Annotated in this window: 11 protein-coding genes and 1 tRNA gene; 10 read left to right on the top strand and 2 right to left on the bottom strand. The window is 54.3% G+C overall.

The window, feature by feature from the left end; all coding sequences use genetic code 11:
* Nucleotides 1-15: 15 nt before the first annotated feature.
* From folE to VAE57_RS11355, 8 genes are all read left to right on the top strand, one after another.
* Complete coding sequence (gene folE, locus VAE57_RS11390) at nucleotides 16-699, top strand: GTP cyclohydrolase I FolE (protein WP_322822001.1); 684 nt, start codon at nucleotides 16-18, stop codon at nucleotides 697-699.
* A 120-nt stretch (nucleotides 700-819) separates the two neighbouring features.
* The gene (locus tag VAE57_RS11385) at nucleotides 820-1,515 is read left to right on the top strand and encodes an SDR family NAD(P)-dependent oxidoreductase (RefSeq protein ID WP_322822000.1); all 696 of its coding nucleotides are present in this window, start codon (nucleotides 820-822) and stop codon (nucleotides 1,513-1,515) included.
* Between the two features lie 332 nt (nucleotides 1,516-1,847).
* Nucleotides 1,848-1,923 (top strand) — tRNA-Thr (locus tag VAE57_RS11380).
* A gap of 340 nt (nucleotides 1,924-2,263) precedes the next feature.
* Nucleotides 2,264-5,107: an excinuclease ABC subunit UvrA gene (uvrA, locus tag VAE57_RS11375; protein WP_322821999.1), complete on the top strand. Its 2,844-nt coding sequence runs from the start codon at nucleotides 2,264-2,266 to the stop codon at nucleotides 5,105-5,107.
* Nucleotides 5,108-5,227: 120 nt separating this feature from the next.
* Nucleotides 5,228-6,724, top strand: coding sequence for a multidrug transporter (locus VAE57_RS11370; protein ID WP_322821998.1), 1,497 nt, complete (start codon nucleotides 5,228-5,230; stop codon nucleotides 6,722-6,724).
* 26 nt (nucleotides 6,725-6,750) lie between these two features.
* Nucleotides 6,751-7,695, top strand: a complete 945-nt coding sequence (locus VAE57_RS11365; RefSeq protein ID WP_322821997.1) for a response regulator — start codon at nucleotides 6,751-6,753, stop codon at nucleotides 7,693-7,695.
* A 105-nt stretch (nucleotides 7,696-7,800) separates the two neighbouring features.
* Entirely contained in the window at nucleotides 7,801-16,149 is an 8,349-nt protein-coding gene (locus tag VAE57_RS11360; RefSeq protein ID WP_322821996.1) for a GAF domain-containing protein, read from the top strand.
* Nucleotides 16,146-16,982: an alpha/beta hydrolase gene (locus tag VAE57_RS11355; RefSeq protein ID WP_322821995.1), complete on the top strand. Its 837-nt coding sequence runs from the start codon at nucleotides 16,146-16,148 to the stop codon at nucleotides 16,980-16,982. The genes VAE57_RS11360 and VAE57_RS11355 overlap by 4 nt, the downstream gene beginning before the upstream one ends.
* Nucleotides 16,983-17,538: 556 nt before the next feature.
* Here VAE57_RS11355 and VAE57_RS11350 read toward each other — a convergent pair.
* Nucleotides 17,539-20,310: a valine--tRNA ligase gene (locus tag VAE57_RS11350; protein WP_322821994.1), complete on the bottom strand. Its 2,772-nt coding sequence runs from the start codon at nucleotides 20,308-20,310 to the stop codon at nucleotides 17,539-17,541.
* A gap of 164 nt (nucleotides 20,311-20,474) precedes the next feature.
* Between VAE57_RS11350 and VAE57_RS11345 the strand changes: the two genes are divergently transcribed.
* Together VAE57_RS11345 and VAE57_RS11340 are read left to right on the top strand one after the other, a co-directional pair.
* Nucleotides 20,475-21,179, top strand: coding sequence for an ABC transporter ATP-binding protein (locus tag VAE57_RS11345; protein ID WP_322821993.1), 705 nt, complete (start codon nucleotides 20,475-20,477; stop codon nucleotides 21,177-21,179).
* A 355-nt stretch (nucleotides 21,180-21,534) separates the two neighbouring features.
* Entirely contained in the window at nucleotides 21,535-21,846 is a 312-nt protein-coding gene (locus tag VAE57_RS11340; RefSeq protein WP_322821992.1) for a hypothetical protein, read from the top strand.
* 1,026 nt (nucleotides 21,847-22,872) lie between these two features.
* On the opposite strand, the gene VAE57_RS11335 is transcribed toward VAE57_RS11340, so the two are convergent.
* The coding region (locus VAE57_RS11335) for an FHA domain-containing protein (RefSeq protein ID WP_322821991.1) at nucleotides 22,873-23,859 on the bottom strand (987 nt) is incomplete at its 5' end.

The raw sequence follows: 23,859 nt of genomic DNA, 5'->3' as shown, positions 1-23,859 counted from the left end.
ATGGAGAACACATCTATGTCTAGTAATGGTAACGGCTATCATCACCCAACTCCTGAGCTTGATGAGGAGCATTACGAGAGTTTGATCATCCCTGGCCGAGGGAAACTTGAAGGTATGTCATTTAACGCCGATCCTCGGATTGAGGAGGCGGTGCGGACAATTCTGGCTGCTATTGGTGAGGTTCCGGATCGCGAAGGCTTGCAGAAGACACCGTCACGAGTGGCCAAGATGTATGCTGAACTGACGGCAGGTTACCACATTGATCCGCAGGCGTTGATCAACGGTGCCGTCTTCAGCGTGGCCTACGATGAGATGGTATTGGTCACCAACATTGACTACTACAGTCTCTGTGAACACCACATGCTGCCATTTTTTGGTCAGGTTCACGTGGCCTATATCCCCAATGGTAAAGTTGTCGGTCTCAGCAAGATACCCCGCATCGTCGAGATGTTTGCCCGGCGCTTGCAAGTGCAGGAACGGATGACGGTGCAGATCGCAGACTTTATCAATACCACCCTTGAACCTGCCGGTGTCGCAGTCGTGGCCGAAGGCATTCATATGTGTGGCGTCATGCGCGGTGTCAAGAAGCCTAATGCCCGTATGGTAACCTCGGCAATGCGGGGTGTGTTCCGCGAAGACCCCAAGACGAGAGCCGAGTTTATGGCTCACATTAACCGGGTGCATAACCGTCAGGAATGAGACTTTCGCACGCACCTGCGCACGACAGCTATTTGCGCTTATCTGCCAGCGCCATGTTCGGGAACCCGGCAGTGTTGTTGATAAGCGTGGCTGTCGTCTACTGCAACAGGACAAGAAGATATGCGTACTATCTTGATTACCGGTGCTTCACGCGGTATCGGTGCAGCTACAGCACTTGCATTGGCCGGGCCTGACACTCGTTTAACCCTGGCGGCGCGTGATCGTACTGCCCTCGAAGCGGTTGCCCGACAGGCTACTGCGGCTGGTGCGCAGTGCCTTGTCGTACCGTGCGATGTCACCGATCCAGCCCAGGTTGCGCAAACCGTTGCTCAGGCTGCTGGAGAAGGGACACTTGATGTTGTGATTCATAGTGTAGGTGGGGCACTGGTAGCACCGCTGGCCGACATTGAACTTCTCGCCTGGGAAGAACACTTGCGGACTCAGCTCACCAGTCTCTTCCTGGTTGCGAAAGAGGCTACAGCCCGCATGAATCGCGGTAGCCTATTCATCAATATTGCCTCAGTTGCCGCTCGCCAGGCATTCCCAGGCTGGTCGGCATATGTAGCCGCCAAACACGGTGCGCTTGGCTTTATGGCTGCCATTCGTGAAGAGCTGCGCCCACGCGGTATTCGTGTCTGTTCGATCCTACCCGCTGCTACCGATACCGCGATTTGGGATGCCATACCCGGTGACTGGTCGCGTACCAATATGCTACAACCGGGCGATGTTGCTGCGGTTATTGCCGCCCTTGTTGCACTTCCACCATACGCGACGGTTGAGGATTTAACAATTGGTCATGTCGCAGGACGATTGTGAGGGATAGCTTTTGGCTGTCATACGACAGTTATCGAAAAGCTGGATGTGATGTGATGTATGGTGTATGGGCCGGTATGTTCTACGTACCCGTACTGATGCGCAACCAGTGTGGAAGTACAACTTCCGCACTTCAACCCATGTGGTAGAGGTATCTCAACGCGCCGAAAGAAGCGCTTCCGTCGCGTACTCACTGCCCGGATGAGATGCCTTCATTCTCCTGTTGTTCACCTTCTTGTTATCCATGCAACTGGTACGCCAACATCTTCTCGCAGCTCAATCTGCTGCGATCTTGACAAACCTCAGCTCTTCGACTAGAATCGAAGAGCTACATCGCCAATGTAGCTCAGTCGGTAGAGCAGCTGTTTCGTAAACAGCCGGTCGCCGGTTCGAGTCCGGCCATTGGCTCCACCCGTTTTGGCATTGCGTTACGGAGACCCATGATGATGCCTGGCATCACATGGGTCTCAGGCTTTTTTGATCTGACGAACCGGTCTATGGTAATATATACAGGCAGATAACTCGCATATCTGCCGGTGCCTGAACAGATACGGGATTGCAATGGCGGTTCTTCACGTATCCTGAAACGAGAGATGTTCTGAGCGTGCATTCGGAACATCGTATCAGAACAGGTAACGGCAACAAAATGGCTTACCCATTGCATCGACCCTGGCAAGGCTTGTGCGGATAGCCGCTCAGAGAGCATCCGCTGCTGGATTTCCACATTCCCTACCATTGAAATGACTTCACAATGGACTGGATTCGTATTCGTGGTGCGCGCACTCATAATTTAAAGCAGATCGATCTCGACATTCCTCGCGGTAAGCTTGTCGTGATTACCGGGGTTTCTGGTTCGGGAAAAAGCTCACTGGCATTCGATACCATCTTTGCTGAAGGGCAGCGTCGGTACGTCGAAAGTCTATCCGTCTATGCACGTCAGTTACTCGGCCAGCTCGAAAAGCCCGATGTCGATCTGATTGAGGGTCTATCGCCGGCAATTGCCATTGATCAAAAGGGAAGTGCTCGCAATCCACGCTCGACTGTTGGCACCGTCACCGAAATCTACGACTTTTTGCGCCTTCTGTTTGCCCGTATCGGTCAACCGCACTGTCCCCGGTGCCGTTCCCCTTTGCGTCGCTACACACCACAACAAATGGTTGACCTGATAGTCAATCTGCCGGCTGGAAGGCGCGTACTGTTACTGGCACCACTTACCGGCGAGAGTGAAAGCATATTAAGCGAGATTCGTCGTCGTGGTTTTGTACGCGCTCGTATTGACGGGACTGTCTACGATCTCGATGAACCGGTTCGCCTCGAGAAATACCGGCCACATACCATTGAGGCAATTGTTGATCGTCTCATCGTTCGCCAGACCACCGATGGTACTCCTGCTCTGGATCGGGTTCGTGTCGCTGACTCAGTCGAAACTGCACTGAAGCTGAGCGGTGGTCAGCTCATTGTACAAGTCATCGACGGCGAGGAGTATCTGCTCAGCGAGCGCTATACCTGTCCGCAACATGGTCCACTCGACCTTGGTCAACTCGAGCCGTGCGATTTTTCGTTCAATAATCCCCATGGTTCCTGTCCTACGTGTACTGGTCTTGGGGTTGTGCCAGAATTCGATCCGGCACTGGTCATACCCGACCGCAATCTGCCTCTTCTCGAAGCAATTGCACCGTGGCGGGAAGGTGATGCAAATAGCCAGCATTATTATCGCGATTTGTTGCGCTCATTCGCCAACCATTTTGGCATTGATCCAACAGCACCGGTCAGTTCGCTATCTCCCGAATGTCTGAGTGCCCTGTTGTACGGTACCCGGGGAGAGCCAATCACGCTGCATTATCACGTGAATGGACAGTCTCGCAGTTTGGAAGCTGAGTTTGAAGGGGTCATTCCCAATCTTCGGCGGCGACTAACCGGGCAACGCACGGATGGCGATCCATCGGTATTGGAACAGTACACCACACCGCGCACCTGCCCGGCCTGTATCGGCACCCGCCTGCGGGCTGAAGTGCGAGCCATTCTGATCGCTGATCACTCAATCGCCGATGTACACCAAATGACAATCGGAGAAGCGTTTGCATGGGCATCCCGACTTGTGGAACAGGTGCAACTATCCCCACGCGAGCAGACGATTGCCCGTCCAATTGTGCATGAGATTACGCAACGACTCCGCTTTTTACAAGAAGTGGGACTGGCCTACCTGACGCTGGATCGGACAACCATGACCCTCAGTGGGGGTGAGATGCAGCGTGTACGCCTGGCCACGCAGTTAGGAGCCGGTCTCTCAGGCGTGCTCTACGTTCTCGATGAACCGAGTAGCGGTTTGCATCCACGTGATCATGACCGTTTGCTGGCTACATTATTTCATTTGCGTGATCTTGGCAATAGCGTTGTTGTGGTCGAACACGACGAAGCAACAATCCGCGCTGCCGATTGGATTGTTGACATCGGGCCAGGAGCCGGCCCACGTGGTGGCGAAGTTGTGGTTAATGGCAGTCTGGCCGACTTGTTGCAAAACCCACACTCATTGACCGGACAATACCTGAGTGGACAGCGGCGCATTTGTCTACCTGCACAGCGTCGCCAGCCCAATGGCCGATGGCTGGAGCTGCGTGGCTGTCGGGCCAACAATCTCAAAAATATCGATGTCGGCATTCCACTTGGCTGCTTTGTAGCGGTCAGTGGTGTTAGCGGTAGTGGCAAGAGTAGCCTGATCGGTGACACCCTGGCCCCGCGTCTGAGCCAACTGCTGCATGGCGGCAAAATGCGGGCCGGTGAGCATGATGTGTTGCTTGGGATTGAGCATCTGGAACGGGTTGTTGTAGTCGACCAAAGCCCTATTGGGCGTACCCCCCGGTCGAATCCAGCGACATACAGCCGGATCTTTGATGCCATTCGCCAACTGTTCGCAGCTACCAATGAAGCCAAAGTCCGTGGCTACGATGCAGCTCGCTTCAGTTTCAACGTCAAAGGTGGTCGTTGCGAACATTGTGCTGGTGAAGGGTTAATTCAGGTTGAAATGCAATTTCTCCCGGATCTGTTCGTGCCCTGTGACGTTTGCCACGGAACGCGGTATAATCGAGAAACACTGGATATACGTTATCGTGGACTCAATATTGCCGAGGTACTCGACTTAACTATTGCGGAAGCACTAGACTTCTTTGCCCGTGTGCCAACCATCGCTGAACGGCTTCAGACATTGCATGACGTCGGTCTCGATTATCTCAAGCTAGGGCAACCGGCTCCTACCCTGAGTGGTGGTGAAGCCCAACGAATTAAACTTGCTGCTGAACTTAGTCGACGAAGCAATGGGCACACACTCTACATTCTTGATGAACCAACAACCGGTTTGCACCTTGCTGATATTGATCGTCTCCTGTTTATCCTGCAACATCTGGTTGATGCCGGCAATACAGTGCTGATTATTGAACATCAACTCGATCTGATCGCGGCTGCTGATTGGGTAATAGAATTAGGTCCAGAAGGGGGTGATCGCGGTGGTTATCTGATAGGTGCTGGTCCGCCAGACATCATTGCCGGTATTCCGGGTTCGCCAACAGGTGCATATTTGCGGCAGAAACTGGCTTTCTAATCAGGCAGATGCATTAATCCGAATGTAATCTCTAAACCTTGTGTCTACAGGAGCTACAACCTATAGTACAAACAGACGATGAACCCATCCGCGCCGGCAACGGCAGAAAGGACTCGTTCGATGGAGCGGATTATTCTGCGTGATCCAACCCTTATCCCTCCCTTCGCTGAGCCTGCCCGTGAATTGCGGATTCTCAACAAGCCACTCTGGCTCCTGCAGCGCGATCTGTTGAAGGTGTATGGTAAAAAAGCAATTGAAATTGACCATTTGGTCGAAGTCGCTGACATACCGGCCCACGATGAGCGTTTGATCTACCGCGACAACCTCTTTTTTAATGCGGAACTGATCAGCACCTTCATTCAGGAAGCCCGTACACGTGGCATACCGGCCCAGATTGCCTTCAAGGCGACCAATCCGGCAACCGGGCAAAAGGGTGATCCAAGTATCGAGCGTCATGCTACCCAGCTTTCCCGCCATATTCGCCGGGAAGGCGACTATTATGTTGCCGATCTCTACTATCTCCCTGCGGGGAGTAATGACCTCTCACAGGCACAACCACTCGTGATCGATACACTTAGTCACGAGATGGGCTACTACCGCATTCCAAGTTATATGGCCCACAAGGGCGATTTGACTTACCAGATCCCAATTCGGGCTTTCGTCTCCATCGAAAGCTGGCTGCATGTCTTGATGGCGAATGTTCTGATGGGCGTCTTCTCGTGGGCTGCAGCACTCGATGTCAGGATGAGCAAAGCGCGTCTGCATAATATCATGCGCTGGACAGCGGAAGACTGGCGGCTCTTCCCGGGCAAAATCGCCTTTGCGCTGAAAGCCTTGTGGGAGAAGATCAATCCGCTGGAAGAGCAGTGGCGCAATCACTTCCTGGCTTCACGTGCGCTGGTGAAGGTAGGAAAACGCTGTTCGATTGATCCAACTGCCATCATCCACGGTCCAACTGTTATCGGTGACGATGTCTACATTGGGCCGGGTGTGGTAATAGCAAACAGTTATATTGGTAACAACGTGAACATTATGCAAGGATCACAGATCATGCTCAGCGTGGTCAGTGATCGCTGCTTCCTGCCATTCAATGCCGGCCTGTTCATGACGACACTGATGGAAAACAGCATGGTTGCCCAGAACAGCACTTTGCAACTCTGTGTTGTCGGGCGCAATACCTTCATCGGTGCCAACAACGTGTTCACCGACTTCAATCTGCAAGGTGAACCGATTAAAGTCATCCACGAAGGTGTCCCAGTTGAAGTGAATATGCCAGTACTCGGTTCGGCGGTTGGGCACAACGTGAAGTTAGGGAGTGGATTTGTCATCTATCCTGGTCGCATGATAGAATCAAATGCTGTTATAATCTTTGACAACGAACAAAATCTGATCCGGAAGACCGTAGCCGGTCATGACCTGAACGACATCGATGAAGCAACCGGAGAACCGCGACGGATTATTTACCACTGGCCAAACGTCTATTATGATCCGGCTCGACCAGATGTCAATTCACCATCAGAGGGTGATTCGCCAGTACGGATGAGTTCGCTTCGTTCCAATCAGTCTACCGGAAATGGCCGTCTGCCCGACCACATCAGTGCGAGCCAGCGGTTATAACCGCCGTTTCGCGAGGAGAAATCGCTGTGAGCAAAGAACGAATCCTCGTCGTTGAGGACCAGCCAGACATCTCCAGCCTGCTGAAGATCTATTTCACTGCTCAGGGGTATGAAGTCTACACCGCCCTACGTGGTCAGCAGGCACTTGAGATTTGTAGCAAAACGCCACCAAATCTGGCCCTGCTCGATGTCAATCTCCCAGATATGGAGGGGTATGACGTTGGACGTGCTCTTCGCGCCAGTCCGCGCACCCGCCATATTCCAATCATCTTCCTGACAGCGCGTGGTGAACGACGTGATCGGCTGATCGGATTGGGTGAAGTGCAGGCCCAATATTACATCGTTAAACCCTTCGATATCGAAGAGGTTCACACGATTGTCAAGAACCAGCTCGAAGAGGCGCGTCGTCGCAATCAGTTGCATCCGGTAACCAATCTACCAACGGCTGAATTACTTAATGACCAGCTTCGCCAGCTCCTGGTAGCACCGCGCTGGGCACTGATCAATGTTCATATCAATGGGTTTGAAACGTTTACGAATGTGTACGGTGCAGTGGTTGGCGAAGATGTGCTGCGCTTCGTCGCCTTGATGTTGAACGAGGTGGTGAGTGAGCTAGGGGGTAACGAAGAATTTGTCGGCCAACAATCGGTTGGTCAATCGTTCATTATCACGACGCTGCCCGAACGAAGCCATGCTATCTGCGAACGTATCATTGCTCGCTTTGACGAAGAGATCGGTCTGCACTACAACTATCGGCATCGCAAACAGGGTTATATCGAGTTTGTTGACGACACTGGCGAAACCCGCCAGGCACCGTTAATGTCGCTCTCCATCGGGGTACTGACTCAGGATGATGGCCCGTTTGCCGACATTCGCGAGCTGAGTGAAGTGGCTGAGGAGGTGCGCCAGCGCGCACTCGTTCAGGCCCGTGAGCAAGGTAAACGCAGCTTTGCTATCTATGGTCGCTCCTGATCAGGGGTCGATATCCATTGCCAAATGTCGATCTGCGTCTCGTTTATGCATGCGAAGTAGTCCTCGGAGCAGAATAGACACGCCAGCAGGAGCGATAGTGTTACTATGAGTACGACGGTCACCGGAGCACCGACACAGGGTTGGGAGTTACTTGCCCAGTTAGCCCTGCACAGCCAACGCCCCCTCGGTCAGACCGAGCCAGTAGCGCTGTGTCATTTGATCGGTGAACTGCTCGAACGTCACCTCGGAGTTGGTGGACGCCTGACATTACTTGCCAACGAACAAGAGATCGCCAGCGTAAGCTGGGGTGAAACTCCGAGCAATGGTCACGCGCTTGAATTGCGTGACTCCTCCCAGCTCTATGGACGGTTAACGCTAGCGGCTGTTTTCGAGCCGGCATTTACCACGGCACTTGTTACGCAAATTACGACCCTGCTGGCAGTCTGGCAACGAGCGCGCTTGAGTGAGCGTATCGAGCAGTTGCGCGCATTAGGGTATGCGACGCTGGAAAATATCGGCGTCGGTGATATGAGTGTCGCGTTAGAACAGTTGTGCCGGCAGGCCTGTACACTCTTACCGGCGAAAGCTCTCGCTCTCTACTGGTTCAACTTCAACGAGCAAATGTTGATCAGAGCGGTAAGCAGCGCCGGGGATGCCATCTTCCCGCCACAACTGGCAATAGCTGATAACGAAACCATCACTCAAACGGTAACGTTTCAGACCACCCAGTACGGAACATGGCGGAGTCGTACCCAGCGTCGTGGCGCACCCTCCTCGTGGTCACTGCTGGTCGAACCGCTAACTGTCAGGGTTGAACTGGTTGGTTTGCTGTTACTTCTCGATCCCGGCTCAGAGGCGGCTTACACAATTCAATCGCTGGCACGACCATTAGCTCTGTTACTGCACGCGACGGCTCTGCAACAGCACGAAAGTCGTCATGCGCGTGAGCTGTTCGTTCTTTACGAAAATAGCCTTGAAATTGGTTCAAGCCTGGCCATCGAAGAGACAATTGCGCGGGCTACTGAAAACATGGCCGTAGCACTGAATGCCGATTTCGGGGCAGTGTATCTCTCTCTTCCTGACCAACCCGGTGTTGTTCAGACCATTACTATCTACAGCGAACGTCATTTCGAGATAGATTATCAAGATTCCATTCCCCTTACCCCTGTCTTGCAGCAGTTGAGTGAGCGGAATGAACCGACCTTGCTCTCCGACACTGCCGATGCTGCGCACACCAATCCGATAGCCGCCCACGCGCTGGCAGCCGGCTGTCACAGCGTATGGCTGGTAGCGTTACGTAGTAAAGAGCAGATGGTTGGGTTTCTGGCAATTGGATATGCTGCTGCCGGATATGTGCTTGACCAGATCGAACGCAATCTCTTGCAGGTACTGAGTGCCCAGATTGCAACCACGGTGCAAAACCGTCGGCTCTACGATGCTGCCCAGCAGCGGGCCGGTGAACTAGAGCGGTTACAACAGATTAATCAGCTTCTCGCTGCCGATCTGTCACTTGAAGAGACGCTTGAAGCAACGTTGACTGGTGCAGCGAAGCTGGTTCATTTCAGTGGTGGCAGGATCACCCTCTTTGATGAGCGTAACCAGCGTCTACGGGTTGCCTATCAGCAACATCTGTGTTGTCAGGTGGGTGATGAAAGTGATACGCTTAGCTCCTGGTTGATTCGCCATCAACGTCTGCTACGGATTGACGATCTGAGCAGGCCACCAGCCTGGCTTGGTACTCTCGATGACATTAGTGGGCTAACGCTCAGTGACAATCTCCACGCACGGAGCTATCTCGGTATCCCTTTACGCAGTGGTAACGCGCTGCTTGGTACCCTTGAACTGGTTTCGATCCAGGTAAACGATTTCAATGCCGAAGATGAACGACTGATCGGTATTTTAGCCGGTCAGTCAGCACGAGCAATTGCTAATGCTAACCGGTTTGCTCAGGTAGACAGTAGCTTACGACAACGGATTGAGCAATTACGTGCCCTGCAGCGAATCGGTAGCCAACTGGCAATCACGCTCAATCAGGATGAAATTTTGGCATTTGTGCTTGAACAGGCGTTACGAGCAACAAGTGCCAGCCATGGCCTGATTGCATTGCGCGTAACGGCGAATCACACTTACGCTGTGGCAGGTGAAGGGTTACCACGGCTGGCTGAAGATGATCTGGAAACCGAGAGCTACACCTTTGTCATCGTTGAAGTTATTGGTTATGCACCATCAATCCGTAGCCAGATGTTGGGTAGTCGGTTCGATCATGCTATTTTGACTGCTCAGGAAGCGCTTACTCGCCGTGAGATTGCGCTTAGTGACTACCTGGGCGAACATGAGCGTAGTGCTTTGCACTGCCCTACAGCCAATTCGGCACTGGCAGCACCGATTTTCTACCAGGGTAGTGTGTATGGTCTGGTGTTGCTGATGGCCGAGCAACCCCGCTATTTTGACTTTGAAGCGAGTGAATTCGTGCGGGCGTTGACTCACCAGGCGGCCATCGGGATTGGTAACGCACAGCACTACCTTGAGCTTGAGCACATGGCGAAAATGCTGCAACGCCGGGCAGATATTCTGAGCGATGTGCTTGAGATCGGTCAGGCAATGCGTGCCGATCAATCACTGGCCAGCTTGCTGGAGCAGATCGGGTACAGCATCATCGAGGCACTTGGTCTGCGCACAGTACTCTTCTGCCTGAGCCGGCTCGACGATCCAAACCGGTTGTATCTGGAGGTAGCTGCCGGTATTCCGCTGGCTGAGCAAGCCAGATTGGCCCAACACCCCATTGATCTGGCCCTGGTAACGCGCTACCTCGATCCGCGTTTCCGCCTGGGCCGAACCTATTTTGTCCCCGCAGAAGAGGCGCATAAGCTGGAGGCGGGTTTTGATACCGGTATCTTTGATTACCATCCATTCGTAGATCAACGAGGTGTTGACGAATGGCAACTTGATGATCGACTCTGTGTACCCCTCTACTCGACTGAGGGCGTGCTGCTGGGAATCATCTTTGCCAGCGACAACGAAGATCGCCGACGCCCGACTGCCCGTGATGTAGAGCCACTGGAAATTTTTGCTGATCAGGCTGCGATAGTGATCGAAAACCATCTCTTGCTGCGCGAGGCCCGTGATCGCGCCGAAGAGATGGCGGCACTCTTCCACGTTGGTGCGGCAGCCACTTCGACAACTGATCTCGATATCCTGCTTGAGCGGGTCTATCAAGAGATTGTAGCATTTCTTGGTACACCCGACTTCTTCTATCTTGTCAGCTACAACTCTGATCAGGATACTGTCCGCTTTGAACTGTTCAAACAGCACGGCGAACGTGTAGCCGGGTTTGAGAAACAAGTTGCCCCCAAAACTGGCCTAATTGCTAAAATTATTGACGAAGGCAATCCCTTACGGATCGATGATCTGTTGACCAGTGATCTACGGACGGAAGCTCGCTTTCTGATGCGTGAGGGGCAGCAAGTACGTTCGTGGCTTGGTGTGCCGCTGGTCAGTCAGGGTGCAGTTATCGGCGTGCTTTCTGTCCAGAGTGAAACGCCGGGTGCCTTCAATGATCGCACGCTACGCTTCCTGGCGGCACTAGCCAACCAACTGGCGATAGCGCTGGAAAATGCTCGTCTATTTGCTGAACGTGAACAGCGGATCGCTGAATTAAATATTATCAATCGCATCGGGCAGATCATTGCTTCGACGCTCGATCAGCGGCAAATGCTGCGTGATGTGTATAAACACATTCAGGCTTTCCTGAGCCTCGACTCGCTCGTGGCATTTCTGTACGATCCCGAACATGACGAAATGACCCTGTGTTACGAAGTTGATGAGGGGGTAGAGGAATTCACCGATCATCGTCAGCCACCGACGCCGGGAAGCCTGACCGAATACATTATCCGCACACGCCGACCATTGCAATTCGTTGATCTGGGCAAAGAACAGGAACAATCCGATTTTCGCTTCAAGCCGGTACCATTTGGCTCTGATCGCCGTTCAGCGGCATGGCTCGGTGTACCGTTGCTGATCGGTGATCAGACGGTGGTTGGTGTGCTGGTTGTGATGAGCTACACGCCTGGTATCTACCGAGAGCGTGAACGCGAATTTCTAACGACCATTGCCAATCAGCTCGCGCTTGGTGTTCAGAATGCCCGTTTGCTTGAACAGGCCCGGACTCAGGTTGAGCAGTTAGCCATTCTCAATCGGGTGGCAACCGCAACTAACGCATTGACCGATCTAAAGGCGATCTATCAAGAGATGGTCAATGCCATGGGCGCTATCACCGGCGTCGATCAGGCGCGGATGGTAATCTATGACCGCGTCAGCGGCTATGCACCGGCGGTAGCCGAGTACGTGGATAGTGGACTTCTCGATCAGATACGTATTCAACTCTTTGACAATCCATCGGTTGATTGGCTGGATCGAGAGAAGCGGCCACTCGTCTCGGAAGACGCCCAGAATGACCCGTTATTTGCACCATCGCATGGCATCTTCCGCGAACTTGATATTCGCTCTATCGGGATTATCCCAATTATCCTCAACGACGAAGTGATCGGCGCTGTCGGGTTAGATTTTGTTGGTCGAACGGGAACCTTCTCGCCGCAAATTCTGGAGCTGTGTCAGACTATTGCCAGCCAGACTAGTACAGCGATTGCGCGTGCCCGTGCGACAGCCGAGGCCCAGCAAAGCGCCGAGGCGACCCGCCAGAAGGTGCGTGAACTTTCTACCCTGCTCGATGCAGCACGCATCTTATCGTCGCTGCTGCGGCCCCAGGAAGTGCTCAATAAACTGATGGAGCTGGTGAGCCGGCAGTTGAACGTGACCACAGTCGCCCTCTGGACGATCAGTGAAGGAAATATATTGACACCAGCAGCACTCGATGGTATTCCCGTTGAGCAGGACCGCACTATGCGGGTGCCGATTGGTCAGGGGTTTACCGGACGGGTTGCCGAGACCGGGCAGCCGTTGATTATCGAGGATGTCAATTCACTGGGTGGTTCGCTCTATCCAAATTACCAGCAGCGTAACAATCTCATTTCGTTCATGGGTGTTCCGGTCATTTACCGCGAGCAAATCATCGGCGTGCTCAGTGTGATGACCAATTACCGACGGCAGTTTACCAACGATGAGATGCTGTTACTGGCAGGACTGGCAGACCAGGCTGCAATTGCACTCGAAAACGCTCGTCTCTTTGAAGAGCGTGAACAGCGAATTTCGGAATTAACGATCATCAATCGCATCAGTGCTGCCGTCAATGCTTCGCTGGATATTTATGAATTGATCGAACGCTTACATCAGGGCATTGGTGAGATCATTGACACCAGCACCTCTCTGATCGGGTTGTACGATGAATCAACCAATATGATCAGCTATCCCATTGCGTATGATCGTGGTACGAGACTCTTCCTCGAACCACGACCGCTGGGTGGTGGTACGAATGGTTGGGTTATTCGCAACCGCCGGCCATTGCTGATAGGGACGGCTGCGGCTGCGCGGTCGATGGGGCTGATTGTTGATCAGGGCCGGGTTGGTGATGATCAAGCGATTGAGGAGTCCTACCTGGTTGTCCCGATTATTTATGGTGATCAGGTACTGGGGGTCGTCAACATTCAGAGTTACTCTCAGCATGCGTTTGATGAAAATGATCTTCGCTTTGTCACAACGGTTACGAATCAGGCGGCAGTAGCCCTTAACAACGCTCGTCTCTTTAGCGAGATTCGCCAAAATGCCAGCGAAATGAGTACGTTGTTCGAGGTGTCACAGAACCTGTCGGGGACCCTCGATCCGGATACAATCCAGATGTTGCTGGCCGATGCAGCAGTTCGCTTGTTGCGGGCTGAACTGGCAGCAGTTCTGCGCCTTGATCGCCGTGGCAACATTGAACGCCAGGTACTGATTGATGGTGTTGAATTTCGGGAAGATCTGTTTATCGGTTTTCGGCGCGATGGGTTAACTGCCAGCCTTTTGCGTCGCGATCAACCGATTGCGATCAGTGATCTGGCCGATTTCGATGATGGCAACCATCATGCGCTCAAACTAGGCGTACGAAGCGCATTGGGGGTTGCCGTCGGGCCTATCGAAGAGCGGCTGGCTGTGATCTGGGTGGGGATGCGCACCCCGCACGAATGGACGCCACACCAGATTTCATTGCTGTCAATCCTGGCGAATCAGGCTAGTCAAGCGCTCAAGAGCACTCAGCTCTTTGCCCTTGAGCAAAAACGGCGGTATCAGGCCGACATGTTGCGCGAAGTAACCCAGTCGTTTACCTCGACGCTAGCACTACGCGAAATTCAAACGCTGGTGCTTACTCAGTTGCAGCGGATCGTGCGTTACGACCACGCCGCAGTGTTCTTGCGCGATGAAGGGTATGGTGATCTGCGGGTTAGCGAGGAACGTAGTTTTGGTGTTACCACCTCCCTTGTTGAGAGCATCGCATTAGAGGGTAGTGGCCTGTTCCAGGTTATGGCTATCGATCATCAACCGGTCTTGATAGCAAATACGCATCAGGACCCACGCTTCAATGAGTTGCGGCGCTTTGGATGGCAGGATGGTTCGTGGATTGGTGCGCCACTGCTGGTCGATAATGAACTGGTGGGAGTATTAACTATCAGCACAGGCGAGCCAGATGTCTACGACGAAGAGATGATGGCGGTGGTCTTCACTATCGCCAGTCAGGCCAGCCAGGCAATCCAGAATGCGCGCCTGTTTGACCAGATCAGCAACCTGGCCGCCGATCTTGATGCCCGGGTTCGTGAGCGAACTGCTGAACTGGAACAGGCGACACGGCTGCTTTCGGAGGAGAAGGAACGCCTGGAGGCGGTTAACCGAATTACGCTGGAATTGACAACGCAGCTTGACCTGAACCTGATTATTCAGCGTGCCCTGGAGTTAACATCCGAGAACCTGGGTGTGGAGCGTGGTTCGCTCATGCTACGCGATCCGTTAACTGGCGAGTTGTTCTGTCGTGCGGTATTGCATGGGCGTGGTCGGGCCGAAATTGCCAACATCCCGCTACGCTTTGCCGATGGTACTGAAGGGCTGGCCGGTTGGATCATCCAGCATCTGGAAGCAGTCAATATTCCCGATGTCAAACACGACCCGCGCTGGCTCAAAGAACCCGGACGAGCAGACGATGTGCAATCGGTGGCCGGTGTGCCGCTGCAAACCAGTGATAACGCCATTGGTGTTCTGATCCTGTCAAGTACGCAACGCCACTATTTCAGCGCTTCACAGATGAACCTGCTCGGTACGGTAGCCAGTATCATCGCTGCCGCAGTGAATAATGCGCAGCTCTACAACTTCATCAATGATCTGGCACTCCGCAACGCTGTGTTGCTCGAAGAACAGCGCGAAGAGACCTCGAAGAGCGCGGCAGTATTCCGCTCGATGACAGAGGGTGTGATTGTGCTTGACACTCGCCAGCAGATCACCCTCTTCAACCCTGCTGCCGAGCAAGTACTGGATATCCCTGCCAGCCAGGTTCTCAACCAGCCGTTGCAGCAACTGGCCAGCATTGGTGATGATGAGACCAGCCGTCGGCGTGCCCAGACAATCTACAACGGGATTGTGCAGGGTCTGCGCCGAATGCGGGAGAGCCAGGGGATTTTCAGTACATCGGTTGATCTCACCGATCCATCGCAGGTGATTGCTGTCAATATTGCACCGGTACGTGGCCCCGATGGTCAGCATTACGGGGAAGTTGTTGTTCTCCGCGACATCACCCGTGAGATTGAGGCCGATAAGGAGAAGCGGCAGTTTATTTCGGATGTCAGTCACGAATTGCGAACACCGCTTACAGCTATCAAAGGCTATGTTGATGTGCTGCTACTCACCGCCAGCCTGAATCTGACGCCGGATCAGATCAACTATCTAACGATTATTAAGAACAATACCAATCGGTTGTGCGCATTGATTGAAGACATTCTGGAGTTCTCGCGACCCGACTCGAAGAAGAAGCTCACCTTTACCCAGGTAGAGATCCCAGCGGTGATCGACGAAGTGGTGCAATCGCTGCGGCTCGAATATGAGCGTAAGGGGATGAATGTACGGATTGATGCCCCGTCAACCCTGCCACCGGTCACTGCTGATCAAAAACGTGTGAGCCAGATCATCTTCAATCTCTTCTCTAACGCGGTGAAATATACCTACGAGGGCGGTTCGATCACCGTGCGTGCCTTCCTCAATCGAGCGAACATGATGCAGATCGAGGTAGAAGACACCGGGGTCGGCATGTCTCCTGAACAATTAAAGAAGTTGTTCCGCCCATTCTATCGGGCCGACAATCCACTGCGTGATATAGCCGGTGGCACTGGTCTGGGATTGAGCATTGCCAAACAACTGGTGGAAATGCACGGTGGCGAGATTTGGGTAACGAGTGAGTTAGGAAAGGGAAGCACATTTGCTTTTGCAATTCCGCTACAGCAAGAGACAAATGGCTCGCACATCGAGGAGGTGGAGGTATGAGCGTTATCCACCTCGATAACCGCCTGGCACATTACGAAGTCTTTGGGCGTGGCCAGCCGATCATCTTTCTGCATAGCTGGATCGGTTCGTGGCGCTATTGGGTGCCAATTATGGACATTGCCTCAGAGCGCCATCGTGCTTACGCCTTTGACTTCTGGGGGTTTGGCGAAAGCGACCGCCGTGGCGCTCAATTTACTGTGCCGACGTATGTCGAGATGTTGACCCAATTTATGGATCGTCTGGGTATTGCGTGCGCTACACTGGTGGGTCACGGCATGGGGGGTATGGTCGCGATCCTCGCTGCTCATCAACATCCTGAGCGATTCAACCGTCTGCTCACCGTCTGTACGCCGTTGCACGGTCAGGTGTTAGCGCAACACATCAAGCCGGGCACACTCTCGCGATTGTTGGGGATGAATACCAGCCAGAATGGCTGGGCACGCATGGTGCGCACGTTACAGGTGGCAGATGCTGAAATTCAACAGGAGATTGAAGAAGACACGTCGAGCCTGAGTGAAAAGGTGTTGTCACAGGTTCACGAGTCGTTGTTAGAGACCGATCTTCGCCCATACATTATCTCTTTGCAAACGCCATTGCTGGCGGTCTACGGTGGGAAAGACCCGATTGTTAATGCTGCCCATGCCACATTTTTGAACGAACTGGCAGAGCGTCCAATCCAGTTGCTCGTGTTGCCTAAAGCAAGTCACTTTCCGTTTCTCGAACAGGCGAATACGTTTGGTCGCTTATTGCTCGATTTTCTGGTCTCGCAGGGGACTGCGATTGAGATCAAAGAAGAGTGGCGTCGCCGTGTCAATCAGCGGGAGTATTTGTGATATTTGGGTAGTGAAGACGGGACCAGGAGAGGTGATTCTAATACCTTCACTTGCTGATATGGCATCAGGCTGCGAATGACGCTAACACTGCTCTTCAGACCCCCAAATTTAGTGCATCATCGCCCAGACGATTAATCGTCACCGGTCAGCGCAATCTCTACACGGTGTTTTGCTAGATTGTTAGCGATGCACCGGTGCTGTCCTTCCCTTAGGACAGGCTTTCAGCCCGCCTTCATGCTTCATTTTCACCAGGGTAACGTACCGACAGGTGAAACCGCTACGCCTCGCACCTGATCGTGATCCCGGCTGGCGCGGCAGCATGGCTGCCGCACTCCACACGCTGCGCCACAGGCAATCCGGGCTGGCAACGGTATCCGCTCCAAAACGAGATTCTACCGCATGCGCATTGGGAACGCTGGCTCGGCGCTTCCGCGCTCAGGGTGGTGCTGGCGTGATGTTGTGATTACGAGCGATGGCTTCATTAAACTAGAGGTACAACGCAAGAGGGACGGGCGTCACTCCCGTCCCTCTTTACATCAACGTACAACCTGCGCAATCAGGCCAGTTCGGCAAGGCGCTCGCGCAGCCGGGCCAGGGCTGCCTGTGCGGCTTCCAGCCCTTCACGCTCGCGCTGGACGACGTGGGGAGGGGCTTTGCTGATAAAACTCTCGTTGTTTAGGCGGGCTGTGCGCCGGGCAACATCAGCTTCAGCCTGGGCCAGTTCTTTCTGCAAGCGCGCCTGTTCTGCAGCGAGATCGATCATACCGGCCAGCGGCAGGAAGCATTCCACCGAGCCGATCACAATCGAAGCCGCCTGCCGCGGTCGTTCGGCCAGTTTGCTCACGATCACCAGATCACCGGCTGCAACACGGGCCAGTCGGCTGATCAGCGCAGCCTGTGCCTGCAAAAGGTCGGCGCGGTCGCCGGCAACGACCGTCGCTGCAACCAGCCTGGCCGGTTCAACTTTGTACTCACTGCGCACGTTGCGAATCGCTACGATCAAGGATTGGACTAATGACCAATCGGTTTCTGCCGTTTCATCACGCATCGCTGCCAGTGGTGCCGGCTCTGGATACGTCGCATAACTGATTGTGCGCAGCCCAAGCCCGGCAAACGGTGTGGTCGGTTCAGGATCAGGCCGTTGATAGGCTTCGGTCAGATATTGCCAGACCTCCTCGGTGACGAATGGCATGAAGGGGTGGAGCAGGCGCAGGCTACCGTCGAGTACGGTGAACAGTACGCGCCGGGTTAATTCGTTCCGCTGTTCATCACCTTCGAGCTGCACTTTGGCAATCTCAACATACCAGTCGGCAAACTCGCCCCAGAGAAAATCGTGAATCTGGCGACCGGCTTCGCCGAAATTGTAGCCTTCCATTAGGCGATCTACCTCAGCCACCAGATGGGCATAGCGCGAGAGAATCCAGCGGTCGGCCAGGGTGTAGCCTGCGGTCTGGAGTGACTCGGCAGTTACTTTACTGGACTCGGTGCGCGGCAGATTGCCGAGCTTGCTGATGACGAAGCGGGTAATGTTCCAGATTTTATTCGCAAAATTGCGTGCCGACTCAATGCGCTGGGGGTTCAGGTTTACATCCTGACCGGGTGTACCGCTGGTCACCAGCGTATAACGCAAAGCATCGGCACCGTACTGCTCAATGATTTCGAGCGGATTGACCACATTACCGAACGACTTCGACATCTTGCGACCATGCTCATCACGCACCAGGCCGTGCAGATACACCGTGTGGAAGGGCGGCTGACCGGTGAAGTAGCAGCCCATCATCATCATGCGGGCCACCCAGAAGAAGAGAATGTCGTACCCGGTCTCCATCACGCTGGTAGGATAGAAACGACGGTAATCGTCGGTTTCGTCGGGCCAGCCGAGCGTACTGAACGGCCACAGACCTGAGCTGAACCAGGTGTCGAGAACATCGGGGTCTTGCACACCCTCCGCCGGCGGCGGCTCGTCAGGGCCGGGCACCACGATAGAGCCATCAGGCATATACCAGACCGGAATCCGATGTCCCCACCAGAGCTGACGTGAGATACACCAGTCTTCGATATTTTCGAGCCAGTGGAAATAGACCTTCTCGAAGCGTTCGGGCACGATCCGCACCCGGCCATCGCGTACCGCAGCAATCGCCAGATCGGCTAGTGGACGTGTGCGCACAAACCACTGTTCCGAGAGGAGTGGTTCGATGATCTCGCCGCCACGCTGACTGATCCCGACGTTCATCTTATGCGGCTCGGTCTTGACCAGCAGTCCTTCGCGTTCGAGATCGGCGAGGATGGCCTTACGGCATTCAAAGCGATCCAGGCCAACGTAAGGACCACCAGCCTCGTTGATCGTCGCGTCAGGATTAAGAATATTGATCATCGGCAAGTGATGGCGCTTGCCAATTTCGTAGTCGTTCTTGTCGTGGGCGGGTGTGATCTTGACGGCCCCAGAGCCGAATTCGGGGTCAACATATTCATCAGCAATAATCGGCAGTGGACGGGCGAGCGCCGGCAGAATCGCCTCTTTGCCGACCAGATGGGCATAGCGCGGATCGCCGGGAGCAACCGCTACTGCTGTATCACCCAGAATCGTCTCAGGGCGCGTGGTCGCCACCGTGATAAACTCCGTTGCGCCAGCCGCCCACTGTCCTGAACCCCAGGGTGCTGTCGGGCCGGACCAATCTGCTGTGCGCACAGGATAGCGCACGTACCAGATGGAAACGTTGCGTTCCTCGTATTCCACTTCGAGATCGCTGACCGCCGTCTGCAATTTGGGCGACCAGTTGACCAGATAGGTACCGCGATAGATCAGGCCATCGTCGTACAGTCGTTTGAAGGCGGTATGTACAGCGCGGGACAGACCGGGATCGAGGGTAAAGCGCTCGCGCGACCAATCACACGATGCCCCTAACCGACGCAACTGGCGCGTGATCTCACCCCCGTATTTCTCTTTCCATTCCCAGGTACGGCGCAAGAACTCTTCACGACCAACCGCCTGACGTGAGGTGCCTTCCCGCTCCAGCAGCTTCTCGACCTGGGTCTGAGTGGCAATCCCGGCGTGGTCGGTACCAGGCACCCAGAGCGTCTGATAGCCCTGCATGCGCCGCCAGCGGATGAGCAAGTCTTCGATGGCGACAAACATCGCGTGGCCGAGATGCAACTCACCGGTTACGTTGGGAGGCGGAATCGAGATCACAAACGGGGGACGAGGAGCATCATCACGTGGTGCGAAGAGACTATTGCCTTCCCACCATTCGTAGAGTCGCTGCTCGACGAGCCGATGCTCGTAGGCTTTATCCATCTCTAACGGACGGGCAGCAGTCGAATCGGTCATATATGCCTCAACAAATAGCAATACGATAACGTCATAATATTGTCAATATTATACCAGTCTTTGCAGGAAGACAGGAATAGACCTGGCAGGGGTTAACATGCTCTGATCTCAAGTACAATGGAAGAAGAGTAATCATTCAGGACTGACATACCCACCGAGGCGTTATGCAACAACCGCTCATCCAACTAAACAATATCACAAAAGTGTACGTGATGGGAGAAACCGAAGTCCACGCGCTGCGTGGGATTTCGCTGAGTATTCAACAAGGAGAGATGGTCGCTATTATGGGGCCATCAGGGAGTGGAAAAAGTACGCTGATGAATATCATCGGTTGTCTTGATCGGCCAACATCAGGCGAGTATTTGCTGGAGGGGGTAAACGTTGGCGAGCTAAGTGATGATGAGCTGGCGATCATTCGCAATGAGAAGATCGGGTTTGTCTTTCAGCAGTACATGTTGCTCCAGCGCACCACAGCCCTACGGAATGTTGAACTGCCGATGCTTTATGGCAGAGGACGTGCTGATCGCCAGGAACGGGCGCGACGTGCATTGGAAGCGGTAGGCATGGGAGACCGGCTCCACCACCGGCCAAACGAGTTATCCGGTGGACAGCAACAACGGGTAGCTATTGCACGGGCGTTGGTCAACGAGCCACGGATCATCATGGCTGATGAGCCAACCGGTGCTCTTGATACCCGTACCGGCGCAGAGATTATGGGCATCTTTCAGCGGTTGAATGCTGAACAAGGGATTACGGTCATTCTCGTCACCCATGAACACGACGTTGCCCAATACGCCGAGCGCATTATCAGTGTGCGCGATGGCGTGATCGCAGATGACCAGCCGGTTAAACAGCGTGCGATGGTGTAAGGGGTAAGGCGGTACATACATTAGTGCACTGCGGATGAAGAATCACCCGCAGCGCTTGCTGTGTCTTACGTGTGAATGTAGCGCTAAGCGTTGAGCTGACGACTATCTCCACTGACACTCAGATTTGCTATTTGCACCGACATCACAAGATGGGTGTGACGAGCAGGAGCCGCCCGGCTGTGTGCCCCTGTGCGCATTGGCGATTGACCGCAATCGAGCCATCTAACTATATGTGCCGGCGTGCTGCCCAAACCGTAATGACGAAGCGGCATGGTTTCTTCAGGTATTGGAGTCCTGTATCCCGAACTCACGTTATGATAGCGCAGGAATTGATTGTCGGTATGGAGATGAATGTATGGTTCAGCCAACACGATGGGGCTGGTTCGTTCTGATAGCAGTATGCGTGACCTTATCGATGATCGCACCTCCATCGCTGTACGCGGCGCATGGTGTTACCTTTTCGGTAATATCTGAACAGAAGATTGCTGGCGATCACGGGTTATCACGACTAAGCCAGGAGCCTGAGCCATCTCCTATCAGTGCCCTGTTCAATCGTTATGCCATCTGGCTACTGCTGGTGTTTTGCAGTTCGATGCTGGCATTACTCGGTGCAGCCGCGATTGTAGCACGGATGCGACGGATTGCCGGTGGTGACGATGAGAAGTAGTATTCAGCGTAACCGGCAAACCTGTGCCCTTTCAGATGGACTGGTGAAACGCTAACGGTACGTATTCCGCCACCAGCGTTCGGGTTGGCTGGGGCCACGGAACCACCCTAGATGCGATAGCCGGCCAGCATCGGCACAGCAGCGACCTACACTCGCCACGGCTCGCTCACTACCACGGCCGGCCGGTTCCGGCATTGGTTTTGGCTTACCCCGAAGTCAGACTTCAGCTCGCAGTGGGTAACTTCCCGTTCCCAGTGTGGCCAGATGCAGGCCATGATTTGCGTCACCGACAGTGGTAGCTTCTAGCCCACCGCCGTCGCACCGGCATTCAAAGGTTGGCTCGCACATCACTGGCAGCGTCCGGCTGGTGTGCAAAATCGGTGTTCCGTTGATCCCAATCACCTATGGATCGGGTAGGGTACTGTGCATGAGCATTGTGCGGAACAGGCAGGGTCACTGCCGTACACCGTAACCGACGGAACATGCGGGCGTATGTCTCTAGCCCGCGTTATGCAACCTCAGCGCCAGCAACACCTGGGTTGCCGTGTGTCTGGCGAACGCGAACAACTTGCCACCCAGCAGCGAAACCACCTGCCGGAACGTTCTGGCGAGGCTGGCCGGTGGGCTGCGATGAGCGTCATCAGGGTTGCGAGCGACGTGGGTACGGTGGGCTGGGGGTGTCCTTCTGTCCGGCAAACCTTCTGCAGGTCATGGCGCCATTTGGTGATGTTACCATACCAGCCTGGTACTCCACGTGCAAACCTATCTCGAAAAGGGCCGAAGACCAGGGCGAGCCGAAGATGTGCGCTCGCAGGATGCAGCGCAGCGTTGATCATATCATGACCGTTATGCTGCCAGATTTGATTTTACCGGTGTCGTGCCCGTTCGCATTTCAGCCTGGGTATGACCCTGAGTGATGCACATCTTTGGGAAGAGGTGGAGTAAACCGTAAAGAGACGGGGCAGCAAGCTACCTCGTCTCTTTTTCTGTTCTACTGATTGACATAACTAAAGCGCAATCACAGCGCTATGATTTCACGTGAAATGTGGCCACTAGCCTGCCGAACTGGAGTTTTGTGCCGTCACTGATTGGTGTTGGCGTCTGTGGTTCGATGCGTTGCCCGTTTACGCGGGTATGGTTAGTACTGTTGAGATCAACAATACTCCACTGATTGCCGATATGGATAAGCTTCGCGTGTTGACGGCTCACACCGCCCGATTCGCCTCCGTATGGGGTTAGATCGATTTCCGGAAAAATATTACTCACCGGGTCTTCACGCCCGATAATGTATTCGCTCTTGCCCGGTGCTAATGTGATCTCACTCCCAGCGGCCAGTACCAGACAGGCCGCTGGGGCAGGAAGGATTGAGACTGGCGTGCCAATCGGTGTTGGTGCTGCCGGATGCGCAACCGCAGCAGGCGCAGGTGTCGGGGCGTTTCCAAGGAGCGCAGCGAGTTCAGCTTCGGTTTGAGCCAGTTCAGCCCGCGCTGCATCAAGACCGGCGAGGATAAATGCAGGGACGCTGCCTGCCGGATAGCGGGCCGCCATCTGTTCGTACTGTGCGACCGTCTCCCGATGGGCAGTGATTAGCCCTTCCAGCCGGGCAACTTCAGCCGGGTCTGGGCCGCTGGGTAGTGCAGCGAGTTCAGCTTCGGTTTTGGCCAGTTCAGCCCGCGCTGCATCAAGACCGGCGAGGATAAATGCGGGGACGCTGCCTGCCGGATAGCGGGCCGCCATCTGTTCGTACTGTGCGACTGTCTCCCGATGGGCTGCCAGCAGTGCTCCAAGGCGTGCACGTTCAGCGGAGATATCAGCAACCGCCGGTGCTGATGACGTTTGGGTTCCCAGTGGATGCGGTGGCTCAGCAGGTGCGGCGGGTGGCGGTGTATCGATGGCTGGTGTTTCAGTTGCCGATGGTTCGGTATGGGTTGCTGATGGTATTTCAACAATCGTCGGCCCTTCAACCACCGGTGACGGCGCGAACACCGTCGGGGCATCGGCGGCGGCAGGTGC

It is taken from the genome of Chloroflexus sp., assembly GCF_034434295.1.
Classification (GTDB): domain Bacteria; phylum Chloroflexota; class Chloroflexia; order Chloroflexales; family Chloroflexaceae; genus Chloroflexus.
This window is presented reverse-complemented; position numbering and strand designations above follow the sequence as displayed.

What these genes read in the sequence shown, in the direction of transcription:
- folE (WP_322822001.1), top strand. Translation starts at nt 16, where the DNA reads ATGTCTAGTAATGGTAACGGCTATCATCACCCAACTCCTGAGCTTGAT.
- VAE57_RS11385 (WP_322822000.1), top strand. Translation starts at nt 820, where the DNA reads ATGCGTACTATCTTGATTACCGGTGCTTCACGCGGTATCGGTGCAGCT.
- uvrA (WP_322821999.1), top strand. Translation starts at nt 2,264, where the DNA reads ATGGACTGGATTCGTATTCGTGGTGCGCGCACTCATAATTTAAAGCAG.
- VAE57_RS11370 (WP_322821998.1), top strand. Translation starts at nt 5,228, where the DNA reads ATGGAGCGGATTATTCTGCGTGATCCAACCCTTATCCCTCCCTTCGCT.
- VAE57_RS11360 (WP_322821996.1), top strand. Translation starts at nt 7,801, where the DNA reads ATGAGTACGACGGTCACCGGAGCACCGACACAGGGTTGGGAGTTACTT.
- VAE57_RS11355 (WP_322821995.1), top strand. Translation starts at nt 16,146, where the DNA reads ATGAGCGTTATCCACCTCGATAACCGCCTGGCACATTACGAAGTCTTT.
- VAE57_RS11350 (WP_322821994.1), bottom strand. Translation starts at nt 20,310, where the DNA reads ATGACCGATTCGACTGCTGCCCGTCCGTTAGAGATGGATAAAGCCTAC.
- VAE57_RS11345 (WP_322821993.1), top strand. Translation starts at nt 20,475, where the DNA reads ATGCAACAACCGCTCATCCAACTAAACAATATCACAAAAGTGTACGTG.
- VAE57_RS11340 (WP_322821992.1), top strand. Translation starts at nt 21,535, where the DNA reads ATGGTTCAGCCAACACGATGGGGCTGGTTCGTTCTGATAGCAGTATGC.